We start from the raw sequence: 21,904 nt of genomic DNA, 5'->3' as shown, positions 1-21,904 counted from the left end.
GACTATTCGGCACGATCGGTTGTTTTTCACTAGTACTGCTTCGGCGTGGAATGTGAGAGGTGATGGGTCGGGCCGGGCACGCTGTTGGGTATCTGAAGGTACGGGCTCACTTGTTGAGTTTGTGTCTTCGGTTGCCGGCCCCAGTGCACTCGCCCTTTTGAGGGTGGGGTGATGGGTGGTTGGTCGTTGTTTGAGAACTGCACAGTGGACGCGAGCATCTGTGGCCAAGTTTTTAAGGGCGCACGGTGGATGCCTTGGCACCAGGAACCGATGAAGGACGTGGGAGGCCACGATAGTCCCCGGGGAGCCGTCAACCAGGCTTTGATCCGGGGGTTTCCGAATGGGGAAACCCGGCAGTCGTCATGGGCTGTCACCCATGCCTGAACACATAGGGCATGTGGAGGGAACGAGGGGAAGTGAAACATCTCAGTACCCTCAGGAAGAGAAAACAACCGTGATTCCGGGAGTAGTGGCGAGCGAAACCGGATGAGGCCAAACCGTATGTGTGTGATACCCGGCAGGGGTTGCGCATGCGGGGTTGTGGGATTGCACTTCAATAGTCTGCCGGCTGTTGGGCAAGTCAGAAACCGTTGGTGTAGGCGAAGGACATGCGAAAGGTCCGGCGTAGAGGGTAAGACCCCCGTAGCTGAAACATCAACGGCTTGCTTGTGTGACTCCCAAGTAGCACGGGGCCCGAGAAATCCCGTGTGAATCTGGCGGGACCACCCGCTAAGCCTAAATATTCCCTGGTGACCGATAGCGGATAGTACCGTGAGGGAATGGTGAAAAGTACCGCGGGAGCGGAGTGAAATAGTACCTGAAACCGTGTGCCTACAAGCCGTGGGAGCGTCGCTCATATTCTTCGGAATGTGGGTCGTGACTGCGTGCCTTTTGAAGAATGAGCCTGCGAGTTAGCGGTGTGTAGCGAGGTTAACCCGTGTGGGGAAGCCGTAGCGAAAGCGAGTCCTAATAGGGCGTTTGAGTTGCACGCTCTAGACCCGAAGCGGAGTGATCTAGCCATGGGCAGGTTGAAGCGGCTGTAAGAGGTCGTGGAGGACCGAACCCACCAGGGTTGAAAACCTGGGGGATGACCTGTGGTTAGGGGTGAAAGGCCAATCAAACTCCGTGATAGCTGGTTCTCCCCGAAATGCATTTAGGTGCAGCGTCGTGTGTTTCTTGCCGGAGGTAGAGCACTGGATAGGCGATGGGCCCTACCGGGTTACTGACCTTAGCCAAACTCCGAATGCCGGTAAGTGAGAGCGCGGCAGTGAGACTGTGGGGGATAAGCTCCATGGTCGAGAGGGAAACAGCCCAGAGCATCGACTAAGGCCCCTAAGCGTACGCTAAGTGGAAAAGGATGTGGAGTCGCAGAGACAACCAGGAGGTTGGCTTAGAAGCAGCCATCCTTGAAAGAGTGCGTAATAGCTCACTGGTCAAGTGATTCCGCGCCGACAATGTAGCGGGGCTCAAGCGTACCGCCGAAGTCGTGTCATTTCAGCAATAGGGCCAACGCCCGCTGGGATGGGTAGGGGAGCGTCGTGTGCCGGGTGAAGCAGCCGCGGAAGCGAGTTGTGGACGGTTCACGAGTGAGAATGCAGGCATGAGTAGCGATACACACGTGAGAAACGTGTGCGCCGATTGACTAAGGGTTCCTGGGTCAAGCTGATCTGCCCAGGGTAAGTCGGGACCTAAGGCGAGGCCGACAGGCGTAGTCGATGGACAACCGGTTGATATTCCGGTACCCGCTTTGAAACGCCCAATACTGAATCCTCTGATGCTAAGGCCGTGAAGCCGTCCTGGAGCCTTCGGGCAAAGGGAAGTGGTGGAGCCGCTGAACCAAGGTGGTAGTAGGTAAGCGATGGGGTGACGCAGGAAGGTAGTCCAGCCCGGGCGGTGGTTGTCCCGGGGTAAGGGTGTAGCCCGTCATCCAGGTAAATCCGGATGGCACATGGGGTGAGACCTGATGCCGAGCCGATTGTGGTGAAGTGGATGATCCTATGCTGTCGAGAAAAGCCTCTAGCGAGTTTCATGGCGGCCCGTACCCTAAACCGACTCAGGTGGTCAGGTAGAGAATACCGAGGCGTTCGGGTGAACTATGGTTAAGGAACTCGGCAAAATGCCCCCGTAACTTCGGGAGAAGGGGGGCCATTCCTGGTGATCTGTTTTACACAGTGAGCTGGGGGTGGCCGCAGAGACCAGCGAGAAGCGACTGTTTACTAAAAACACAGGTCCGTGCGAAGCCGTAAGGCGATGTATACGGACTGACGCCTGCCCGGTGCTGGAACGTTAAGGGGACCGGTTAGTGATCTTTCGGGGTTGCGAAGCTGAGAACTTAAGCGCCAGTAAACGGCGGTGGTAACTATAACCATCCTAAGGTAGCGAAATTCCTTGTCGGGTAAGTTCCGACCTGCACGAATGGCGTAACGACTTCTCGACTGTCTCAACCATAGGCCCGGTGAAATTGCACTACGAGTAAAGATGCTCGTTTCGCGCAGAAGGACGGAAAGACCCCGGGACCTTTACTACAGTTTGATATTGGTGTTCGGTTCGGCTTGTGTAGGATAGGTGGGAGACTTTGAAGCGGCCACGCCAGTGGTTGTGGAGTCGTCGTTGAAATACCACTCTGGTCGTGCTGGATGTCTAACCTCGGTCCGTGATCCGGATCAGGGACAGTGTCTGATGGGTAGTTTAACTGGGGCGGTTGCCTCCTAAAGAGTAACGGAGGCGCCCAAAGGTTCCCTCAGCCTGGTTGGCAATCAGGTGTTGAGTGTAAGTGCACAAGGGAGCTTGACTGTGAGACCGACGGGTCGAGCAGGGACGAAAGTCGGGACTAGTGATCCGGCAGTGGCTTGTGGAAGCGCTGTCGCTCAACGGATAAAAGGTACCCCGGGGATAACAGGCTGATCTTCCCCAAGAGTCCATATCGACGGGATGGTTTGGCACCTCGATGTCGGCTCGTCGCATCCTGGGGCTGGAGTCGGTCCCAAGGGTTGGGCTGTTCGCCCATTAAAGCGGTACGCGAGCTGGGTTTAGAACGTCGTGAGACAGTTCGGTCCCTATCCTCTGCGCGCGTAGGAATATTGAGAAGGGCTGTCCCTAGTACGAGAGGACCGGGACGGACGAACCTCTGGTGTGCCAGTTGTCCTGCCAAGGGCATGGCTGGTTGGCTACGTTCGGAAAGGATAACCGCTGAAAGCATCTAAGCGGGAAGCCTGCTTCGAGATGAGTATTCCCACCCCCTTTGAGGGGTTAAGGCTCCCAGTAGACGACTGGGTTGATAGGCCAGATGTGGAAGCCCGGTAACGGGTGGAGCTGACTGGTACTAATAGGCCGAGGGCTTGTCCTCAGTTGCTCGCGTCCACTGTGTTAGTTCTGAAATAACGAACGACCGTGTTGTATCCGGTGTTGGTTAATTTCATAGTGTTTCGGTGGTCATTGCGTTAGGGAAACGCCCGGTTACATTCCGAACCCGGAAGCTAAGCCTTTCAGCGCCGATGGTACTGCAGGGGGGACCCTGTGGGAGAGTAGGACGCCGCCGAACAATTTTTAGCCTCAGTCCCGGACCGTTATGGTCCGGGACTGAGGCATTTTTGCGTTCAGGGGCCGTTCAAATCCACGCGCGAAGGTCCCGCACTGGGGCCCTTCCCTTCCCTCCTTCTCTGCTCCAGGGAAGCCCTGAAGGGGAGCAGGGGGGGGCAGAGGCAGTGCGGTGGCACGTCAGTCGAGGGGCCGGATGCGGTTCCCTGTGCCGTCCACAGCTGTGCGGGTGCCGGTGGACTCTGTTTTGTCACGAGGGTCAACCGGCCGACAGCACCGATGAGTTCTTGCAGGCGGGTTCGGGTTGCCCGGTGGGCCGGGGGGCTCTTACCGGTGAAGGCAGGCAGGATGCGGCCCGTTCAGGCGTCCTGGTGGTGGTGAGCGCTGGGAGGGGGCGCCAGAGACCCGAGCGGGCCTCCGGAAGAGACCCGAGCGGGCCTCCGGAAGAGACCCGAGCGGGCCGGCGGAAGAGACCCCGCGCGGGCCGGCGGAAGAGACCCCGCGCGGGCCGGCGGAGCGCACGCTGACGCGCTCGGCGGTGTCGGGCTCCGCAGGGGTCGGCCTCAGGGGCGTGGGCATGTTCCGGATCCACCGGATGGGCCGTCAAATGGGCCCTCAACGGAGGCCGTGCGGCGGGCTGTTCGACGAGCTTCGACCAGCTTCGGTCAGTCGGCTGTGCCGCTGGGATGGAGACGCGATGATTCAGTGGTGCCTGCTGCTGTGGCGGGTCGTATCGTGCGCCCGCCACAGCAAGGGCCGTCTCGCGGAGGTGCAGTTGTGCCCGCTCGGTGAGCGGTGCCCACTCGTGGCGGGCAGCGCGTCAGCTTCGGGGGGTCTCGTAGCCGGGGACTCCCGCGGAGCGCGCCAGGTCGATGTCGAGCGCCTCGCGGCGGATGCGCTGGTCGACGTAGAGGAGCACCGTCACACCGGCTGTGAACGGGTACGTCAGCGCCGTCGTGAGCATCGCCCCGATGCCGCTGACGATCAGGTACGGCCAGCCGAACTCCGGTGTCTTGCCGGAGACGAGATCGTCGATTCCCTTGCCGTCGGCGATCATGGCAGCCGCGTTGAACGGCAGGTCGACCAGGGCGGATACGAGAGCTGTCAGCAGCAGGGTCAGCAGCGTGATGCCGAAGATGCGCCACCAGACGCCCTTGACCAGCTTCGCCGAGCGGCGCAGTGCCGCGGCGACGCCCTGTCGCTCCAGCATCAGCGCGGGTCCGGCAAGGCTGAAGGAGATCCACAGCCAGGCGACCACGAGGAGCGCGGCCAGCCCGCCGAGGGCCGCGAGACCGGCCCCCGCGGTGCCACCGACGAGAATGCCGGGAAGGAGACCGACGGTCATCACCGCCGCGTAGACGACCGGCAGCAGCAGGCTCAGTCCCACCAGCCGGGAGAGCTGGGGCCTGGCCTCGCGCCAGGCGTCGCTGAGCGTCACAGGGCGGCCCAGCACGGAACGGCTGACGACCACGGTCAGTACCGCGGTGGTGAAGATCGTGCCGATCAGCGTGATCGCGTACACCGGGCCCAGGCTGAGCAGACTCGTCCGCAGCTGGTCGAGGCTCTGGCGCAGCTGCTCGGAAGGAGTGGCGCCGCTGTCGACCTGGGCCGGCTCGGGCAGCACGTAGTGCTGGATGAGGATGGCGCAGACCTGGATGACGGCGGCCACGCCGATCGTGACGCCGAGGGCCGTGCGCCAGTGGGCGCGCACGGTCGACACCGCGCCGTCGAGGATCTCGCCCACGCCGAGCGGCCGGAGAGGGATGACGCCCGGCTTGGCAGCGATCGGCTGCTGGCTTCCCCAGCCGCCCTGCTGCGGTCCGCCCCAGCCGCTGTGCCCGGGGCCGCCCTGCGGGCGCGGGGTCCGGCCGGATGTCTGCTGCGGGGGTACGGGATGTGGAGCCGGCGGCGACCACTGCGCGGCCGGCGGCTGGTCGCTGGACCACTTCGGAGCGGCCTCCCCCTGGCCGGACGGCTCGGCGGGGCGGGGTACGCCCGGCTCCTGGCCGTCGGAGGGGGCGGATCCGGGCGAGGCCCAACCCGGAGAGTCATTCATGGTCGCTCCTTCACACATGCCTGTCCGCCACCTGCCTGTCCGCGCGTCGAGGCAGCAGGTCGGCAGCCATCGTGTCATGCGGGGTGAGGCAGCGGAGCCGCTGCTCTCTCACCATTGCACCTTCAATTGTCGGTGCCCCACGGGGCAGACTGTGCGGATGGCTGATCAGGACGCACAAACCCCGCCGGGTGCGGGGCCGCCCATGCTTCCTTCGCTGCGCTGGGACGAGCCGCCGGAAGGGCCGGAGGGCGCGGTCGTCATTCTGCTCGACCAGACCCGATTGCCCGGCGAGGAGGCCGAGCTGGTCTGCACGGATGTTCCCGCGCTGGTCCGCGCGATCCAGACGCTCGCCGTCCGGGGGGCTCCGCTCCTCGGTGTGGCCGGCGGCTACGGGGTCGCGCTCGCCGCCGTACGGGGATACGACGTGGAGGAGGCCGCTGCGCTCCTCGCGGGCGCCCGGCCCACCGCGGTGAACCTGGGATACGGGGTGCACAGGGTGGCCGGGGCGTACCGGGCGGCTGCCCGGGCCGGTGCGGACGCCGGTGCGGCAGCGGGGGCGGCGCTCACCGAGGCCCGGGCCCTGCACCAGGAGGACGTGGAGGCCAGCCGGCAGATGGCGGCCCGGGGGCTGGCGCTCCTCGACGAACTGCTCCCGGGCGGCGGGCACCGGATTCTGACACACTGCAACACCGGGGCCCTGGTCTCGGCCGGTGAGGGCACTGCTTTCGCCGTGGCGCTGGCGGCGCACCGTGCGGGGAGTCTGCGGCGTCTGTGGGTGGACGAGACGCGGCCACTGTTGCAGGGGGCGCGCCTGACGGCGTACGAGGCGGCCCGCAGCGGTATGGCGTACACACTGCTCACCGATGGTGCGGCCGGCTCGCTCTTCGCTGCGGGTGAAGTGGACGCCGTGCTGATCGGCGCCGACCGGATCGCCGCGGACGGCTCGGTGGCCAACAAGGTGGGCAGCTATCCGCTGGCCGTGCTGGCCAAGTACCACCATGTGCCGTTCATCGTCGTCGCTCCGACGACCACGGTCGATCTGTCCACGCCGGACGGTGCGTCCATCGAGGTGGAGCAGCGGGCAGGCAGGGAGGTCATGGAGTTCGGCGGGGTGCCGGTGGCCCCGCTGGGGACGCAGGCGTACAACCCCGCGTTCGATGTCACACCCCCCGAGCTCGTGACGGCAGTCGTCACGGAGACGGGGGCCGCGTCCCCTGTCACCAGGGACGCACTCACCGCATTGTGTGGCAGGTCACGCCAGGTAACGATTAGCTAATGGGATGATGTCGGTATGAAGGGACGCGTCCTTGTCGTCGATGACGACACCGCACTGGCCGAGATGCTCGGCATTGTGCTGCGTGGTGAAGGTTTTGAGCCGTCATTTGTAGCGGACGGCGACAAGGCACTGGCTGCATTCCGTGAGGCCAAGCCGGACCTGGTGCTGCTCGATCTCATGCTGCCCGGACGGGACGGCATCGAGGTCTGCAGGCTGATCAGGGCCGAGTCAGGTGTGCCGATCGTGATGCTCACGGCGAAGAGCGACACGGTCGATGTGGTGGTGGGGCTCGAATCCGGGGCCGACGACTACATCGTCAAGCCGTTCAAGCCCAAGGAGCTCGTCGCCCGTATCAGGGCGAGACTGAGGAGGTCGGAGGAGCCCGCGCCGGAACAGCTGGCGATCGGTGATCTGGTCATCGATGTGGCCGGTCACTCCGTGAAGCGGGAGGGGCAGTCCATCGCGCTGACCCCGCTGGAGTTCGATCTGCTGGTCGCGCTGGCCCGCAAGCCCTGGCAGGTGTTCACCCGCGAGGTGCTGCTTGAGCAGGTCTGGGGGTACCGCCATGCCGCGGACACCAGGCTGGTCAACGTCCATGTCCAGCGGCTGCGCTCGAAGGTCGAGAAGGACCCCGAGCGTCCGGAGATCGTGGTGACGGTCCGCGGTGTCGGATACAAGGCCGGACCGAGCTGACATGGGCCCGAGCAGCGCCGCTCCGGCGCCCGGGGAGCCGGGAGCACGGCCGGAGCGGCCTGCCGGGCCCGAGGTGACCGCGACCCGGTCCACCGCGTCGCCCGGCCCGTCAGGCGGGGCGCCCGGTCGGCGTTCCGCGCTGGGCAGGTTCGGCGACCGCTTTCTGCGGGGCGGCCGGCTGCTTGAGGACGGGGCCCCCGGTGGCCCCGTACTGCGACTCTTCGCGCGCTGGGTGCGGCGTCCGCTGCTGCCCGCCGTGCGTCTCTGGCGGCGGAACATCCAGCTCAGGGTGGTCGCCGGGACACTCCTGATGTCGCTGGTCGTGGTCCTGGTGCTCGGATTCGTCGTGATCGGCCAGGTCCGCAACGGTCTGCTGGACGCCAAGGAGAAGGCCGCGGTCAGTCAGGCCGCGGGAGGTTTCACCGTCGCCAAGGACAAGGCGAACGCGGCGACGGCGTCCGACAGCGGCGACGCGTCCGACCCCGGGGCGGCCAGCAATTCCCGCCAGTGGCGCACCGATCTCGTCGCCCAGCTGGCGAGTGGCGGTCAGGGTGCGTACAACGTGGTCACGCTGGCCCCGGCCTCCGAGGAGACGGGGGCGGGCAACGGCGGGGAGCGTACGTCCGGCCAGGTCAGCCCGGACAGCGTCGCCGAGAAGCTGCGCACGGACGTCGACCAGGGGACGGCGCCCTACAAGACGTACACGGACATCAAGTACGTCGACGGGCGTGCGCCGGAGCCCGGTCTCGTCGTGGGGCAGCGGCTTGAGGACATCGACCACAAGCCGTACCAGCTCTACTACCTCTTCCCGCTCTCGCAGGAGGAGAAGACCCTCAGCCTCGTGAAGCGCACGCTGGCCACCGCGGGACTGTTCGTGGTGGTGCTGCTCGGGGCGATCGCCTGGTTCCTGGTACGGCAGGTGGTCACACCCGTACGGATGGCTGCCGGGATCGCCGAGCGGCTCTCGGCGGGCCGTCTCCAGGAGCGGATGAAGGTCACGGGCGAGGACGACATCGCCCGGCTCGGAGAAGCGTTCAACAAGATGGCACAGAGTCTCCAGCTGAAGATCCAGCAGCTGGAGGAGCTCTCCCGGATGCAGCGCCGGTTCGTCTCTGACGTGTCGCATGAGCTGCGCACCCCGCTGACGACGGTACGGATGGCCGCCGACGTCATCCATGACGCGCGCAGTGACTTCGACCCGGTGACCGCGCGCTCCGCCGAGCTGCTCGGCGATCAGCTCGACCGTTTCGAGTCGCTGCTCGCCGATCTGCTGGAGATCAGCCGGTTCGACGCGGGCGCCGCGGCGCTGGAAGCGGAGCCGATCGATCTGCGGGAGACCGTGCGCCGGGTGATATCCGGTGCCGAGCCGCTCGCGGAACGCAAGGGCAGCCGGATCCGGGTCGTCGGCGACGAGCAGCCGGTGGTGGCCGAGGTCGACGCGCGGCGGATCGAGCGTGTGCTGCGCAACCTCGTCGTCAACGCCGTGGAGCACGGCGAGGGCAATGACGTGGTGGTCCGGTTCGGTGTCGCGGGGGGCGCAGTGGCGATCGCCGTCCGCGACTACGGCGTGGGGCTCAAACCGGGCGAGGCGACACGGGTGTTCAGCCGTTTCTGGCGTGCCGACCCCGCGCGGGCGCGCACGACAGGCGGCAGCGGGCTCGGCCTGTCCATCGCTGTCGAGGACGCGCGGCTGCACGGCGGCTGGCTGCAGGCGTGGGGCGAGCCGGGCGGCGGTTCGCAGTTCCGGCTGACCCTGCCGCGCACGGCGGACGAACCGCTGCGCGGCTCCCCGATCCCGCTGGAGCCCGAGGACTCACGGCGTGGCCGCGCCGGAGCGCAGGCCGACGCCGGGCGGCTGATCGCTGTGCCCGCCCAGTCAGGAGCCGACCGCTCACCGCTCCCGGCGCCGCCCCGTGCGATACCGGCCGACCCGACGGCTCTGCCGGGCAGCGGTGCCCGGGTGGTGCCGAGGGCCGGTGACTCCGCAACGCAAGCTTCGGACCGGGAGGACACCGCCCGTGGGCGATGATCGTGGGGGCAGCCGCGGCGTGAGAGGGCTGCGGGCGTACGCGTGGCTCGGCTGCGGCGGCATACTGCTGGCCGGCTGCGCTTCGATGCCGAACACCGGTGACATCGAGGCCGTCGATCCTTCGCAGCGCAGTGACTCGCAGGTCAAGGTGTACGCGGTGCCGCCGCGCGAGGGCGCTGCGCCCGCCGAGGTCGTGGACGGTTTCCTGGAGGCGATGACCAGTGACGACCTGCAGTTCGCCACGGCCAGGAAGTATCTGACCAAGGAAGCGTCACAGAAGTGGGATCCGGGTGCGCGGACCACCGTGCTCGCCGACGGGCCCACGCGCCGGGCGAATCCGGCCAACGACCGGGACGCGCCGCAGGTCTCATCGACGTTCGAACTGAGCGGCACGGAAGTCGCCGTGGTCGACAAGCAGCACGCGTACCAGCCCGACAAGGGCATGTACCGCAACTCCATCCACCTCGTGCACCAGAACGGGAAGGAGTGGCGCATCGACGATCTGCCCGCCGGTCTGCTGCTCAGCCTCTCCGATTTCCAGCGCAACTATCACTCGGTCAACAAGTACTACTTTGCGTCCGCGCAGAACTCCGGGACACCGGGGTCGTCCGGGGCGCCCGACGACTCGTCCGGCCGGAACTGGCTCGTCGCCGACCCCGTCTATCTCCGCCAGGGCATCGACCCGGAGACACGGATGGATCCGCTGACGCAGACCGTCGCCTCCCTGCTGGCGGGGCCGACCGACTGGCTGAGTCCGGTGGTCGATTCACGCTTCCCGGTGGGCACGGCGCTCAAGAAGGGCGTACGCGCGCTGGCACTCGATGACCGGAACGGCCTGAAGGTGCCGCTCAACGGCAAGGCGTCCGGCATCAGGCAGGGGCAGTGCCGGCAGATGGCGGCCCAACTGCTCTTCACCCTGCGCGATGTGACGTCCATGCGGGTCGAACAGGTGGAGCTGGAGCGGGCGGACGGCTCCCAGCTCTGTGTGCTCAGCGCGGACCAGGCGCAGGAGTACGCCCCCGACCGCACGTCGGGCAGCCCGGCGGGCGAGTACTTCGTCGATGCCAAGGGGCGGCTCGTACGGATGCAGGCCATCGGCGGTGACACCTCGGGGCAGACGGAGCCCCAGCCCGTCCCGGGTCCGCTCGGAGCGGGTGCCAAGCCGCTGAGCACGGTCGCGGTGGCGCGTGACGAACGCCGTGCGGCGGGGGTGTCGAAGGACAGCGGCACGTTGTCCGTGGCGTCGGTCGTCTCCGGCGACGACGCGTCGGACCAGCTGTACAGCAGCCATGCGAAGCTGGAGAAGAACCGTCTGTCGGCACCGAGCTGGGACGGCCGCGGGGACCTCTGGGTGGCCGACCGGGATCCGGCGAACCCGCGGCTGCTGCGGTTCCCCGGTGGTTCCGGCCGGCCGCAGACGGTCCCGGTCCCCGGCCTGGACGGCGCGCGCGTCTCGGGGCTGCGGATGTCGTCCGACGGGGTGCGGATCGCGCTGTTGCTGACGAAGGACGGGCACACGACGCTGAAGGTGGGGCGGGTGGTCCGGGAGGGGTCCGGGGACAGTCCTGCGGTCTCCGCGGTGGACGAACTGCGTCCGGCCGCACCGCAGATGGCGGATGTCACTGCGGTGTCCTGGGCGGGCCGCAGCCGTCTCGTGGTGGTCGGCAAGGAGGCGGGCGGGGTGCAGCAGGTGCGCTATATGCAGGCGGACGGTTCGGTCTCCGGTGTGAATCCGCTGCCGGGCGCCAACCGGATCACGGCTGTCGCCGCTTCGGACGACGACCGGCTGCCGTTGATGGCGCTCTCGGACGAGGACGGAATTGTGCGGCTGCCTCCGCGGGCGAATTGGAAAACGGTGGTGGAGGAAGGCAAGTCGCCGGTCTATCCGGGATAGCCGCCGGTCCGTTCCTGTCCATGACGTGACCGTGGCTGCCCGTCGTGCCCGCGGTCGTGAGTACGGGCCCGGACTGTTACGGGATGCCGGCGGGTAACCGTTTCGGGACTGCCCGGGTAAAGCGGGGGAACGGCTCCGCGGGGGAGTTGTCCGGGCCGGCCGGTGTGCCGGCGGCCGGTTATCCACAGGGGTGGCCGGATGCTGCGCCACTCGGCAGAGTGGAGTCATGCGGGGGTGGTGGCGGGAAATCTCGGGAGTGGTGCTGCCGAGCGCGTGCGGAGGCTGTGGCACGCCTCGTACGGCGCTCTGCGCGGAATGCGCCGACGCCCTGTGCGGCGGGCCGGCGCGCAGGGCCAGACCGGATCCCCGGCTGCCGGGGCTGCCCGCGGTGTGGGGCGCCGCGGCGTACGAGGACGCCGTGCGGGCGGTGCTGCTCGCGCACAAGGAGAGAGGCGCGCTGGGGCTGGCCGGGGTGCTCGGCTGTGCGCTCGCGGCGGCGGTGCGGGCCGCGGCGCGGCGGAGCGCGGGGCAGGGGGCGCTGCTGCTCGTTCCTGTGCCCTCGTCGCGTACGGCGGTGCGGGCCCGGGGCCATGACGCCGCCCGCCGGATCGCCCGTGCCGCCTCGGCCGAGCTGCGCAGGAGCGGTACACCCGCGCGGACAGTGAGCGCGCTCAGGCAGCGGCGCGCAGTGGCCGATCAGACGGGCCTGGACGCCCCGCAGAGGCTGGCGAACCTCTCGGGTGCACTCGAAGTGGTGCCGGGGGGCGTACGTCTGCTGGACGGGGGCAGGGTGGTGTTGGTGGACGATCTCGTCACGACCGGAGCATCACTGGTGGAGGCGGCACGTGCGGTACGGGCAGCGGCAGGCCGGGAATTACCCGGGCTCAGGGAGCAGGTGGCCGCGGTCGTCGCGGCGCCTCCCATATCTTTCGAAATAAACCGGAACTGATAGTTAACTTGCATCGTTGCAGGTAGTGAGGGAGAAAAACCACCTGAACGGAGGTACGCGCGAGTAGCGGGTGCCGATACCCGTCCCAGCGAGCTATGTTCGGTTGTGAGGAATGGCGAAAGCTGTGGCTCACTTGAAAGCACGGACGTGCATGGCACTTTCCGGTTCTGCCGGTCCGGTTGGGAAACCGCCGACTTGCGAGCCGGAGGTTGGTGTGGGTGGGGATCTTCCCGACGGGGGAGGAGGAGGTGAAAGTCACCAAGTCCGAGACTCCGGTGCTCACCGGGGTCTGGTGCAAAAGGGAGCTGCTCCGCCGCAGAGCGGAGCGATCCGGGAACGGAGTTCTGCGTGGACATCGTCGTCAAGGGCCGCAAAACCGAAGTACCCGAGCGGTTCCGGAAGCACGTCGCCGAGAAGCTGAAGATTGAGAAGATCCAGAAGCTGGACGCCAAGGTGATCAGCCTGGACGTCGAGGTTTCCAAGGAGCCCAATCCGAGGCAGGCCGACCGTTCGGACCGTGTGGAAATCACGCTGCACTCCCGAGGCCCGGTGATCCGGGCGGAGGCGGCGGCAGGCGACCCGTACGCAGCGCTGGATCTGGCCACGGGCAAGTTGGAGGCGCGGCTGCGGAAGCAGCACGAGAAGCGCTACAACAGGCGGGGCGCGGGCCGTATTTCGGCAGCCGAAGTCGTCGAGGTCGTGCCGGACACGGCGCAGATCAACGGCGACGGTGAGTTCACCGCCGACGTGGCAGCCCAGACCATCCCGACCACCAGGATCGGTTCGCTCGAAGTGCAGGGCGACGGGCCGCTGGTGGTGCGTGAGAAGACGCATGTCGCCGCCGCGATGACGCTCGACCAGGCGCTCTACGAGATGGAGTTGGTGGGGCACGACTTCTATCTGTTCGTGGACGCGGACACGAAGGAGCCCAGCGTCGTCTACCGGCGGCACGCCTACGACTACGGTGTCATCCACCTGACGACCGACCCGCTCGCCGACATGGAAGCGGCCGGCGCCGGCGGTGCGCTCGGCGGATGACCTCCTGAGCCGTTGCGGTGCCCCTGGAAGTGCGCAGGCGCCCCCAGGGGCACCGCCGTGCGGTGGGATCGCGCCTGGGGGGCACGTTCCGTCGTACCCGTCGTTCCGGCATGAAAGCATGACGGCACGCGCCAATCGGGCTTCTGTGAGCTGGGGTTGGTGCCGTACATGAACTTCGGGCCCATGCTTCAGGGGGAGGAACGATGGCGGACCGCTTCGGTCCCGTGCACGACCGGGACGAGGACCCCATGGACCAGGGCGGGGCTCCGTGCAAGGAGCCGATCAGAGTCCTGGTGGTGGACGATCACGCCCTTTTCCGGCGCGGTCTGGAGATCGTCCTCGCCGCGGAGGAGGACATCCAGGTGGTCGGCGAGGCGGGTGACGGCGCCGAAGCGGTGGACAAGGCCGCCGATCTGCTGCCCGACATCGTGCTGATGGACGTACGGATGCCCAAGCGCGGGGGCATCGAGGCCTGCACCTCCATCAAGGAGGTGGCCCCCAGCGCGAAGATCATCATGCTGACGATCAGCGACGAGGAGGCCGACCTCTACGACGCGATCAAGGCGGGGGCCACCGGCTATCTCCTCAAGGAGATCTCGACCGACGAAGTGGCGACGGCGATCCGCGCGGTGGCCGACGGACAGTCTCAGATCAGCCCCTCCATGGCGTCGAAACTGCTCACCGAGTTCAAGTCGATGATCCAGCGCACCGACGAGCGCAGGCTCGTACCGGCGCCGCGGCTCACCGAGCGTGAGCTGGAGGTCCTGAAACTGGTGGCCACCGGGATGAACAACCGGGACATCGCCAAGGATTTGTTCATCTCCGAGAACACCGTGAAGAACCACGTCCGCAACATCCTGGAGAAACTGCAGCTGCACTCCAGGATGGAGGCCGTGGTCTACGCGATGCGCGAGAAGATCCTGGAGATCCGCTGAAGGACCCGCCGGGCGCAGCCGCTTCGGGGCGGCTGCCGGGCTTGAGCCGCCCGGCAGCCGGACACGTCCGATGAGTGGTTCGCCGCGGGCCGCTACCGCTGTGCGTCCAGCGCCGCGGTCAGGGCCTCGGCCAACGGCGCCCGCAGCGCCGGCTCGTTGACGCGCTCCACCCGTACGTCCGTGCATCCCACCCAGGACGCCGCCTCGGCCAGCGCCTCCGCCATCGGCCGTACTGCCTTGCGGTTGTCCAGGGAGATCTGCCGGGCGACCAGGGTGGCGCCCTCCCGTGCGGGGTCGGCCCTCCCCACGAGCTTCCCGCCCGCGAGCAGGGGCATCGAGAAGTAGCCGTGGACCCGCTTGGGCTTGGGGACGTACGCCTCCAGCCGGTGGGTGAAGCCGAAGATCCGCTCCGTACGGGCGCGCTCCCAGATCAGCGAGTCGAACGGTGAGAGCAGCGTCGTGCGGTGGCGGCCGCGGAGCGGGGAGGCCAGTGCCTCCGGGTCCGCCCAGGCCGGTTTGGACCAGCCCTCCACCGTGACGGGTACGAGGCCCGATTCCGCGACGACCGCGTCGAACTGCTCGCCCTTGAGCCGGTGGTAGTCCGCGAGGTCCGTGCGGGTCCCCACCCCCAGGGACTTCCCGGCGAGCGCGACCAGCCGGCGCACACACTCCAGGTCGTCGAGCTCGTCATGGAAGAGGGCGCCGGGAATCGCGCGCTCGGCCAGGTCGTACACCCGCTTCCAGCCGCGCCGTTCGGTGCACACCACCTCGCCGTACATCAGTGCCCGCTCGACCGCGACCTTCGACGCGGACCAGTCCCACCACTCCCCGCCGTTCTTCGCGCCGCCGAGCTCGGTGGCGGTCAGCGGGCCCTCCGCGCGCAGCTGTTCGATGACGGTCTCGTAGACCGCGTCGGGGAGCTCGTGGTTCCAGTGCGGGCGGTCGCGGTAGGCCCGGCGGCGGAAGGCGAAGTGCGGCCACTCCTCGATGGGCAGGATGCAGGCCGCGTGCGACCAGTACTCGAAGGAGCGGCCACCGGTCCAGTACGCCTCGTCGACGGTCCTGCGCCCGACGGCTCCCAGCCGGGCGTACGGAACGAGCTCGTGCGAGCGGGCCAGGACGGAGATGGTGTCCAGCTGGACTGCGCCCAGATGTCTCAGCACGCCGCGCACCCCGCCCCGCCGGTCGGGCGCGCCCAGGAAACCCTGGGCGCGCAGCGCTGTCCGGCGGGCCTCGTCGGCGGAGAGTTCGACGGCTGGGGGCGGCACAGGAGTCATGCACCGAACGATAGGCCGGGGCACTGACAACGAGGGCGCGGCCGGCGGACCCGGATCAGGCGGTGGGCGGACCGGCGCGGCGGGCGGTGAGCGCCGTGGCAGCGGCGCAGGGGGAGTGCGGCGCGCGGCAGGAGGGCGGGCAGCCGCTCACGGTCCGGCCGGCAGGTACGCGTGTCCCGTGGGGTACCCCAGGTCGGAGGGGAGTATCGCGCCCACCCAGGCATCCCGGCGGGTGCCCTTGTTGAGCAGGTCCGCGCGCAGGACACCCTCGATACGGAAGCCGGCCTTCTCCGCCACCGCCCGCGACCCGGCGTTGCCGACCTCGGCCCGCCATTCCAGGCGCTCCGCGGCCAGCGTCCGCAGCGACCAGTGCGTGAGGACGGTCACGGCCTCGGCCGCGAATCCCCGGCCCCGGTGTTCCTTCGCCACCCAGTAGCCGATCTCCCAGGTGCCCGGCTGCCCGCGCTGGAACACGGAGATCGCACCGACCAGCCGGCCGTCCTCGCGGGTCAGCACGGCGAAGGCCAGGCTGGTGCCGGCCCGCCAGCCGTCCGGGACCATCCGCCGGGTGAAGCTCTCCGCGTCCTCGCGCCGGTACGGGGAGGGAACGACCGTCCAGCGCTGGATGTCCGGGTCCTGACAGGCCTGGAGGACGGCCTCGGTGTCGGCGACGGTGAAAGGGCGCAGCAGCAGCCGCTCGGATGACAGGGTGACAGGGTCCATCGGGTGATTCTCCGCCCCGTGCCGGGCGGGGGCCATGCCTTTTTCGGGGTTCTCCCGGCACCTTCCGGAGGCCCCGACCGTTGTCCTGAGCGGCAGGCCTCCCGGCGCGGTGGGGTCCTCGCTTACGATGGCCGTTGCTCTACCCCGGTTTGCCGCGTGAAAGTAAGCCGGGCTCCCTGGTCGGTCTGTTTCTCCGGCCCGGGTCCGGGGGTAGCACCCCGGGAGGTTCAGCCCTGAACTCGACCGCGCCAGGCCCGACCGGCAAGGAGACCAACCCCCGTGTCCGTCTTCAACAAGCTCATGCGTGCAGGCGAAGGAAAGATCCTGCGCAAGCTGCACCGCATTGCGGACCAGGTCAACTCCATCGAAGAGGATTTCGTCAACCTCTCCGACGCCGAGCTGCGGGCCCTCACCGACGAGTACAAGGAGCGGTACGCCGACGGCGAAAGCCTCGACGACCTGCTGCCCGAGGCCTTCGCGACCGTCCGCGAGGCCGCCAAGCGCGTCCTCGGCCAGCGCCATTACGACGTACAGCTGCTGGGCGGCGCCGCCCTGCACCACGGTTATGTGGCCGAGATGAAGACCGGCGAGGGCAAGACCCTGGTCGGTACGCTTCCCGCCTATCTGAACGCGCTGTCCGGCAAGGGCGTCCACCTGATCACGGTGAACGACTACCTGGCCGAGCGCGACTCCGAGATGATGGGCCGGGTCCACAAGTTCCTGGGGCTCGAAGTCGGCTGCATCATCGCCAACATGACCCCGGCGCAGCGCCGTGAGCAGTACGCCTGCGACATCACGTACGGCACGAACAACGAGTTCGGGTTCGACTACCTCCGCGACAACATGGCGTGGGCCCAGGACGAGCTCGTCCAGCGCGGCCACAACTACGCCATCGTGGACGAGGTCGACTCGATCCTGGTCGACGAGGCCCGTACGCCGCTGATCATCTCCGGCCCGGCCGACCAGGCCACCAAGTGGTACGGCGACTTCGCGAAGCTGGTCACGCGGCTGACCAAGGGCGAGCCTGGCAACCAGCTCAAGGGCATCGAGGAGACCGGCGACTACGAGGTCGACGAGAAGAAGCGCACGGTCGCCATCCACGAGCCCGGTGTCGCCAAGGTCGAGGACTGGCTCGGCATCGAGAACCTCTACGAGTCGGTGAACACCCCGCTCGTCGGTTACCTCAACAACGCGATCAAGGCCAAGGAGCTCTTCAAGAACGACAAGGACTACGTCGTCATCGACGGCGAAGTCATGATCGTCGACGAGCACACCGGCCGTATCCTCGCCGGCCGGCGCTACAACGAGGGCATGCACCAGGCCATCGAGGCGAAGGAAGGGGTGGACATCAAGGACGAGAACCAGACGCTCGCCACGATCACCCTGCAGAACTTCTTCCGCCTGTACGGCAAGCTCTCCGGCATGACCGGTACGGCCATGACCGAGGCCGCCGAGTTCCACCAGATCTACAAGCTCGGTGTCGTGCCGATCCCGACGAACCGGCCGATGGTCCGCATGGACCAGTCCGACCTGATCTACCGCACCGAGGTCGCCAAGTTCGACGCGGTGGTCGAGGACATCGCGGAGAAGCACGAGAAGGGCCAGCCGATCCTGGTCGGCACCACGTCGGTCGAGAAGTCCGAGTACCTCTCGCAGCAGCTCTCCAAGCGCGGAGTGCAGCACGAGGTGCTGAACGCGAAGCAGCATGACCGGGAGGCGCCGATCATCGCGCAGGCCGGGCGCAAGGGCGCCGTCACGGTCGCGACGAACATGGCCGGCCGCGGTACCGACATCAAGCTCGGCGGCAATCCGGACGATCTCGCCGAGGCGGAGCTGCGCCAGCACGGCCTGGACCCCGACGAGAACGTCGAGGAGTGGGCCGCCGCCCTGCCCGCCGCGCTGGAGAAGGCCGAGCGTGCGGTCAAGGCCGAGCACGACGAGGTCAAGGAGCTCGGCGGCCTGTACGTGCTGGGCACCGAGCGCCACGAGTCGCGCCGTATCGACAACCAGCTGCGCGGCCGTTCCGGACGGCAGGGCGACCCGGGCGAGTCCCGCTTCTACCTCTCGCTCGGCGACGATCTCATGCGGCTGTTCAAGGCCCAGATGGTCGAGCGGGTCATGGCCATGGCCAATGTGCCCGATGACGTCCCGATCGAGAACAAGATGGTCACCCGGGCCATCGCCTCGGCCCAGTCGCAGGTCGAGCAGCAGAACTTCGAGACGCGTAAGAACGTCCTGAAGTACGACGAGGTGCTGAACCGGCAGCGTGAGGTCATCTACGGCGAGCGCCGCCGGGTCCTGGAGGGCGAGGACCTGCACGAGCAGGTGCAGCACTTCATGAACGACACCATCGACGCGTACATCCAGGCGGAGACGGTCGAGGGGTTCGCCGAGGAGTGGGACCTGGACCGCCTGTGGAACGCGTTCAAGCAGCTCTACCCGGTGAAGGTCACCGTCGAGGAGCTGGAGGAGGCGGCGGGCGACCGGGCCGGGATCACCGCCGAGTTCATCGGTGAGTCGATCAAGGACGACATCCACGAGCAGTACGCGGGCCGTGAGGAGCAGCTCGGCTCCGAGATCATGCGTGAGCTGGAGCGCCGCGTGGTCCTCTCGGTGCTGGACCGCAAGTGGCGCGAGCACCTCTACGAGATGGACTACCTCCAGGAGGGCATCGGCCTCCGTGCCATGGCGCAGAAGGACCCGCTGGTCGAGTACCAGCGTGAGGGCTTCGACATGTTCAACGCCATGATGGAGGGCATCAAGGAGGAGTCCGTCGGCTATCTGTTCAACCTGGAGGTCCAGGTCGAGCAGCAGGTCGAGGAGGTTCCGGTCCAGGACGCGGCGGAGCGGACCTCGCTGGAGAAGGACGCGGTGCCCGCGGGTGCGCGCCCGGAGATCCACGCCAAGGGCCTGGAGGCCCCGCAGCGGCCCGACAGGCTGCACTTCTCCGCCCCGACGGTGGACGGCGAGGGCGGCGTCGTCGAGGGCGACTTCGAGAACGAGGACGGTCCGTCCCGCTCGGAGGCGGACGGGATGACGCGCGCGGAGCGCCGCAAGGCCCAGAAGGGCGGCGGCCGCCGCCGCAAGAAGTAGCGGCACGAGGCAGGGGCCGCGGCGCGAGCCTGGTATGCCGTGAGGGCCGGGGACGGACACCGCAGAAGCAGCGGTGTCCGTCCCCGGCCCTTTTCTGCCGGTGCGACCTGGGGCCCGTGAGCCGGCACTGCCGTGCCCGGCGGCTCAGCCGGGGGAGGGCCTCACACGCCGACCCGTTCGCCGCCCAGCTCCACCGCCGCGCACCGCCAGCGCAGATCGGCGCCCTGTTCGAGGCGGAACGCCATCGCCTGTACGTGTTCGCCCGAGCCGATCCTGGCGAATGCCTCGATCACCCCGGGCGCCGGGACGAACTCGCCGCAGTGGCGTACGACGGGCCGCGGGCCCGGTGCCCGCAGTGGTGCGCCCGGCGCCAGCGTCACCAGCTGGTCGTAGGCCTCACCGATGGTGTGGCCGAGCATCCAGTGGACGGGCCGCTGCCCGCTGAGTACGGCAAGCAGCCGCTCGGCGAACCAGTAGTGCGGCTTGAGCCGCCGGCTCCGGATCGGGGTGGTGGTGGCGGGCCTGTGCTGGTCGTGGCGGCCTGCCGGCCTGGTCCGCTGCATGAAGTGAGAGCCCCCGCTCTGCCGGGCCCGGTTCGATACCGGGCGGTAGCTTTCCTGCTGCGCCTCTTCTACGGGGGGTGGTGAAGCCGTGGCAAGGGAGACAGGGCCGCGCGGGCGCCTCGGCGGGGGATCACCTATCCGGGTGACGGGCCGGTGCGACCGGCGGATTCCGCGCGCTCCCGCGCGCCTCCGGGTGGACGCCGTCGTGGGCCGCTCCCGGCACCACGAAGGGGGACTCGGTACGTATCCTGGACTCTCTTCATCAGGCTTCACCGGGCTCTGCCCTGGCCGCGTCCGACGCCGGCCGGCTGCCCATCCGACGACGAAAGCGGCCGGCCATGCGTGTGTACGTCCCACTGACCCTCCCCGGTCTCGCAGCGGCGCACGCGGCGGGCGAACTGGGTCCCGGCCCGCTGACCGCCTACGCCGTCACCCCCGGCCTGCGGGAGTGGTACGTCTCCGACGACATCGAGGAGCTGGAGTACGCGGCCCTCAACCGTGCGGCCTCCGCCTCGCTGCGGCTGCTGGCCGGGGCCCCGGAGATCGCCCGCCGACGCGTGGTCGTCGCTGTCGACGTGCCGGACCAGGACGCGGTGGCCGACCCCGACCGCGGGCTCGACGCGGGTGCGCTCGGCGAGGTGCGGCTCGCTTCCGCGGTGCCGCTGTCGAAGGCCGCCGCTGTCCATGCCGACGCCGATGACGCCGAGCCGGACGTCGCCGCCGCGGCCGGCGCCCTGGGCGCGGCCGATCACGGCGACGACGACGCGCAGTTCACGGTGGACGGCGCCGAGGACCACGAGCTGCTCTGGTTCGGTGTGCAGGAGATCCCGCATCTGATCGCCTGACGGTCCGTTGTCGTACCCCGCGCGTACGGTTGTCGAAGTGGGGATCGCGGGGGCGCGGTCCGGCACGGTCCGGGAGGAGCCCGGCGGGCAGGGATGCCGGCCGGCGTCGAGCGGCCTGAGCGGCTGGAACGTGTGAACGGGGGCTGGACATGAGCAGGGACGCGGGTACCGGGGCGGTCGCACCGGCGGGGACGCACATCGTCTGGGACTGGAACGGGACGCTGTTCCACGACACCGACGTGGTGATCGAGGCGACGAACGCCTCGTTCGGCGAGGTCGACCTGGCGCCGATCACGCTGGAGCGGTACCGGGAGCTGTACTGCGTGCCCGTTCCGCGTTTCTACGAGCGGCTGATGGGCCGGCTGCCGACGGACGCCGAGTGGGCCGTCATGGACGAGGCCTTCCACCGGCACTACTGGGCGCTGGCCGGCGGGGCCGGGCTCGCCGCGGGTGCCGAGCAGCTGCTCACGGAGTGGCAGGCGTCCGGGCTCACCCAGTCGCTCTGTTCGCTGGCGCCGCACGAGCATCTGATCCCGATCGTGCGGACGCATGGGATCGAGCGGCGTTTCCTGCGGGTGGACGGCAGGACCGGGCCGTCGAACGAGGGCAAGGCGGAGCACATGGTGCGCCACCTGGCCGGGCTCGACGGTGTCGTTCCCGGACGCGTCGTGGTGATCGGTGACGCGGTGGACGACGCTGTGGCGGCCGCGCACGCGGGGGCGCGGGCCGTGCTGTACACGGGTGGATCGCACAGCAGGGCCAGCCTGGAGAGAGCCGGGGTGCCGGTGGTGGACTCGCTGGCCGAGGCCGTCAGGACCGCCCGCGAGTGGGGTTACTGACCGGTCCCGGACCTGGCCGGACTGTCGAAGTGCGGCATGCCGACTTGTACAGATGCGGCCCGTGACGCTCACCGGTCCGGGGGAGATAGCCTGGTCCCGTGATCAGCGCGATATCTCGCGGGGGCATTGACGCCTCTGCCCTGCGCCCGGAGCACTA

General features: G+C 68.1%; 14 protein-coding genes and 2 rRNA genes. 12 read left to right on the top strand and 4 right to left on the bottom strand.

Annotated elements, in window-relative coordinates; all coding sequences use genetic code 11:
- Positions 1-222: 222 nt before the first annotated feature.
- Positions 223-3,346, top strand: a 23S ribosomal RNA gene (locus tag OG917_RS13215).
- Between the two features lie 78 nt (positions 3,347-3,424).
- Positions 3,425-3,541, top strand: a 5S ribosomal RNA gene (gene rrf / locus OG917_RS13210).
- 816 nt (positions 3,542-4,357) lie between these two features.
- Here rrf and OG917_RS13205 read toward each other — a convergent pair.
- A complete protein-coding gene (locus tag OG917_RS13205) occupies positions 4,358-5,593 on the bottom strand; it encodes a hypothetical protein (RefSeq protein WP_328317780.1) in 1,236 nt (411 codons plus the stop codon).
- Positions 5,594-5,750: 157 nt separating this feature from the next.
- Here OG917_RS13205 and mtnA point away from each other — a divergent pair, with 157 nt between their 5' ends.
- The 7 genes from mtnA (at position 5,751) to OG917_RS13170 (ending at position 14,407) form a co-directional block, all read left to right on the top strand.
- Positions 5,751-6,869: an S-methyl-5-thioribose-1-phosphate isomerase gene (gene mtnA, locus OG917_RS13200; RefSeq protein WP_328317779.1), complete on the top strand. Its 1,119-nt coding sequence runs from the start codon at positions 5,751-5,753 to the stop codon at positions 6,867-6,869.
- Positions 6,870-6,884: 15 nt separating this feature from the next.
- Positions 6,885-7,562 carry a two-component system response regulator MtrA gene (mtrA, locus tag OG917_RS13195; RefSeq protein ID WP_005486885.1) on the top strand — a complete coding sequence of 226 codons (678 nt, stop codon included), beginning with the start codon at positions 6,885-6,887 and terminating at the stop codon, positions 7,560-7,562.
- Between the two features lies 1 nt (position 7,563).
- Positions 7,564-9,591: an MtrAB system histidine kinase MtrB gene (mtrB, locus tag OG917_RS13190; protein WP_328317778.1), complete on the top strand. Its 2,028-nt coding sequence runs from the start codon at positions 7,564-7,566 to the stop codon at positions 9,589-9,591.
- Between the two features lie 85 nt (positions 9,592-9,676).
- Positions 9,677-11,485 carry an LpqB family beta-propeller domain-containing protein gene (locus OG917_RS13185; RefSeq protein ID WP_328321855.1) on the top strand — a complete coding sequence of 603 codons (1,809 nt, stop codon included), beginning with the start codon at positions 9,677-9,679 and terminating at the stop codon, positions 11,483-11,485.
- Between the two features lie 226 nt (positions 11,486-11,711).
- Complete coding sequence (locus tag OG917_RS13180; RefSeq protein WP_328317777.1) at positions 11,712-12,434, top strand: ComF family protein; 723 nt, start codon at positions 11,712-11,714, stop codon at positions 12,432-12,434.
- A gap of 348 nt (positions 12,435-12,782) precedes the next feature.
- The gene (hpf, locus tag OG917_RS13175; RefSeq protein WP_328317776.1) at positions 12,783-13,472 is read left to right on the top strand and encodes a ribosome hibernation-promoting factor, HPF/YfiA family; all 690 of its coding nucleotides are present in this window, start codon (positions 12,783-12,785) and stop codon (positions 13,470-13,472) included.
- Between the two features lie 203 nt (positions 13,473-13,675).
- Entirely contained in the window at positions 13,676-14,407 is a 732-nt protein-coding gene (locus OG917_RS13170) for a response regulator transcription factor (RefSeq protein WP_328317775.1), read from the top strand.
- 92 nt (positions 14,408-14,499) lie between these two features.
- On the opposite strand, the gene OG917_RS13165 is transcribed toward OG917_RS13170, so the two are convergent.
- Together OG917_RS13165 and OG917_RS13160 are read right to left on the bottom strand one after the other, a co-directional pair.
- Positions 14,500-15,684: a winged helix-turn-helix domain-containing protein gene (locus OG917_RS13165; protein ID WP_328317774.1), complete on the bottom strand. Its 1,185-nt coding sequence runs from the start codon at positions 15,682-15,684 to the stop codon at positions 14,500-14,502.
- A gap of 147 nt (positions 15,685-15,831) precedes the next feature.
- Positions 15,832-16,407 carry a GNAT family N-acetyltransferase gene (locus OG917_RS13160; protein WP_328317773.1) on the bottom strand — a complete coding sequence of 192 codons (576 nt, stop codon included), beginning with the start codon at positions 16,405-16,407 and terminating at the stop codon, positions 15,832-15,834.
- Between the two features lie 279 nt (positions 16,408-16,686).
- Between OG917_RS13160 and secA the strand changes: the two genes are divergently transcribed.
- A complete protein-coding gene (secA, locus tag OG917_RS13155) occupies positions 16,687-19,500 on the top strand; it encodes a preprotein translocase subunit SecA (protein WP_328317772.1) in 2,814 nt (937 codons plus the stop codon).
- Positions 19,501-19,661: 161 nt separating this feature from the next.
- Here the strand turns inward: secA and OG917_RS13150 are convergent, their stop codons facing one another.
- Complete coding sequence (locus OG917_RS13150) at positions 19,662-20,063, bottom strand: Rv3235 family protein (RefSeq protein WP_328317771.1); 402 nt, start codon at positions 20,061-20,063, stop codon at positions 19,662-19,664.
- Positions 20,064-20,401: 338 nt separating this feature from the next.
- Between OG917_RS13150 and OG917_RS13145 the strand changes: the two genes are divergently transcribed.
- Together OG917_RS13145 and OG917_RS13140 are read left to right on the top strand one after the other, a co-directional pair.
- Positions 20,402-20,908 carry a DUF6912 family protein gene (locus OG917_RS13145; RefSeq protein ID WP_328317770.1) on the top strand — a complete coding sequence of 169 codons (507 nt, stop codon included), beginning with the start codon at positions 20,402-20,404 and terminating at the stop codon, positions 20,906-20,908.
- A gap of 149 nt (positions 20,909-21,057) precedes the next feature.
- The gene (locus tag OG917_RS13140; RefSeq protein WP_328317769.1) at positions 21,058-21,747 is read left to right on the top strand and encodes an HAD family hydrolase; all 690 of its coding nucleotides are present in this window, start codon (positions 21,058-21,060) and stop codon (positions 21,745-21,747) included.
- The last annotated feature ends 157 nt before the right edge of the window (positions 21,748-21,904 follow it).

It is taken from the genome of Streptomyces sp. NBC_00388, from assembly GCF_036061255.1.
In the GTDB taxonomy this organism is placed as follows: Bacteria; Actinomycetota; Actinomycetes; order Streptomycetales; family Streptomycetaceae; genus Streptomyces.
The sequence above is the reverse complement of the archived record's forward strand: the minus strand, read 5'-3'. Positions and strand labels throughout refer to the sequence as shown.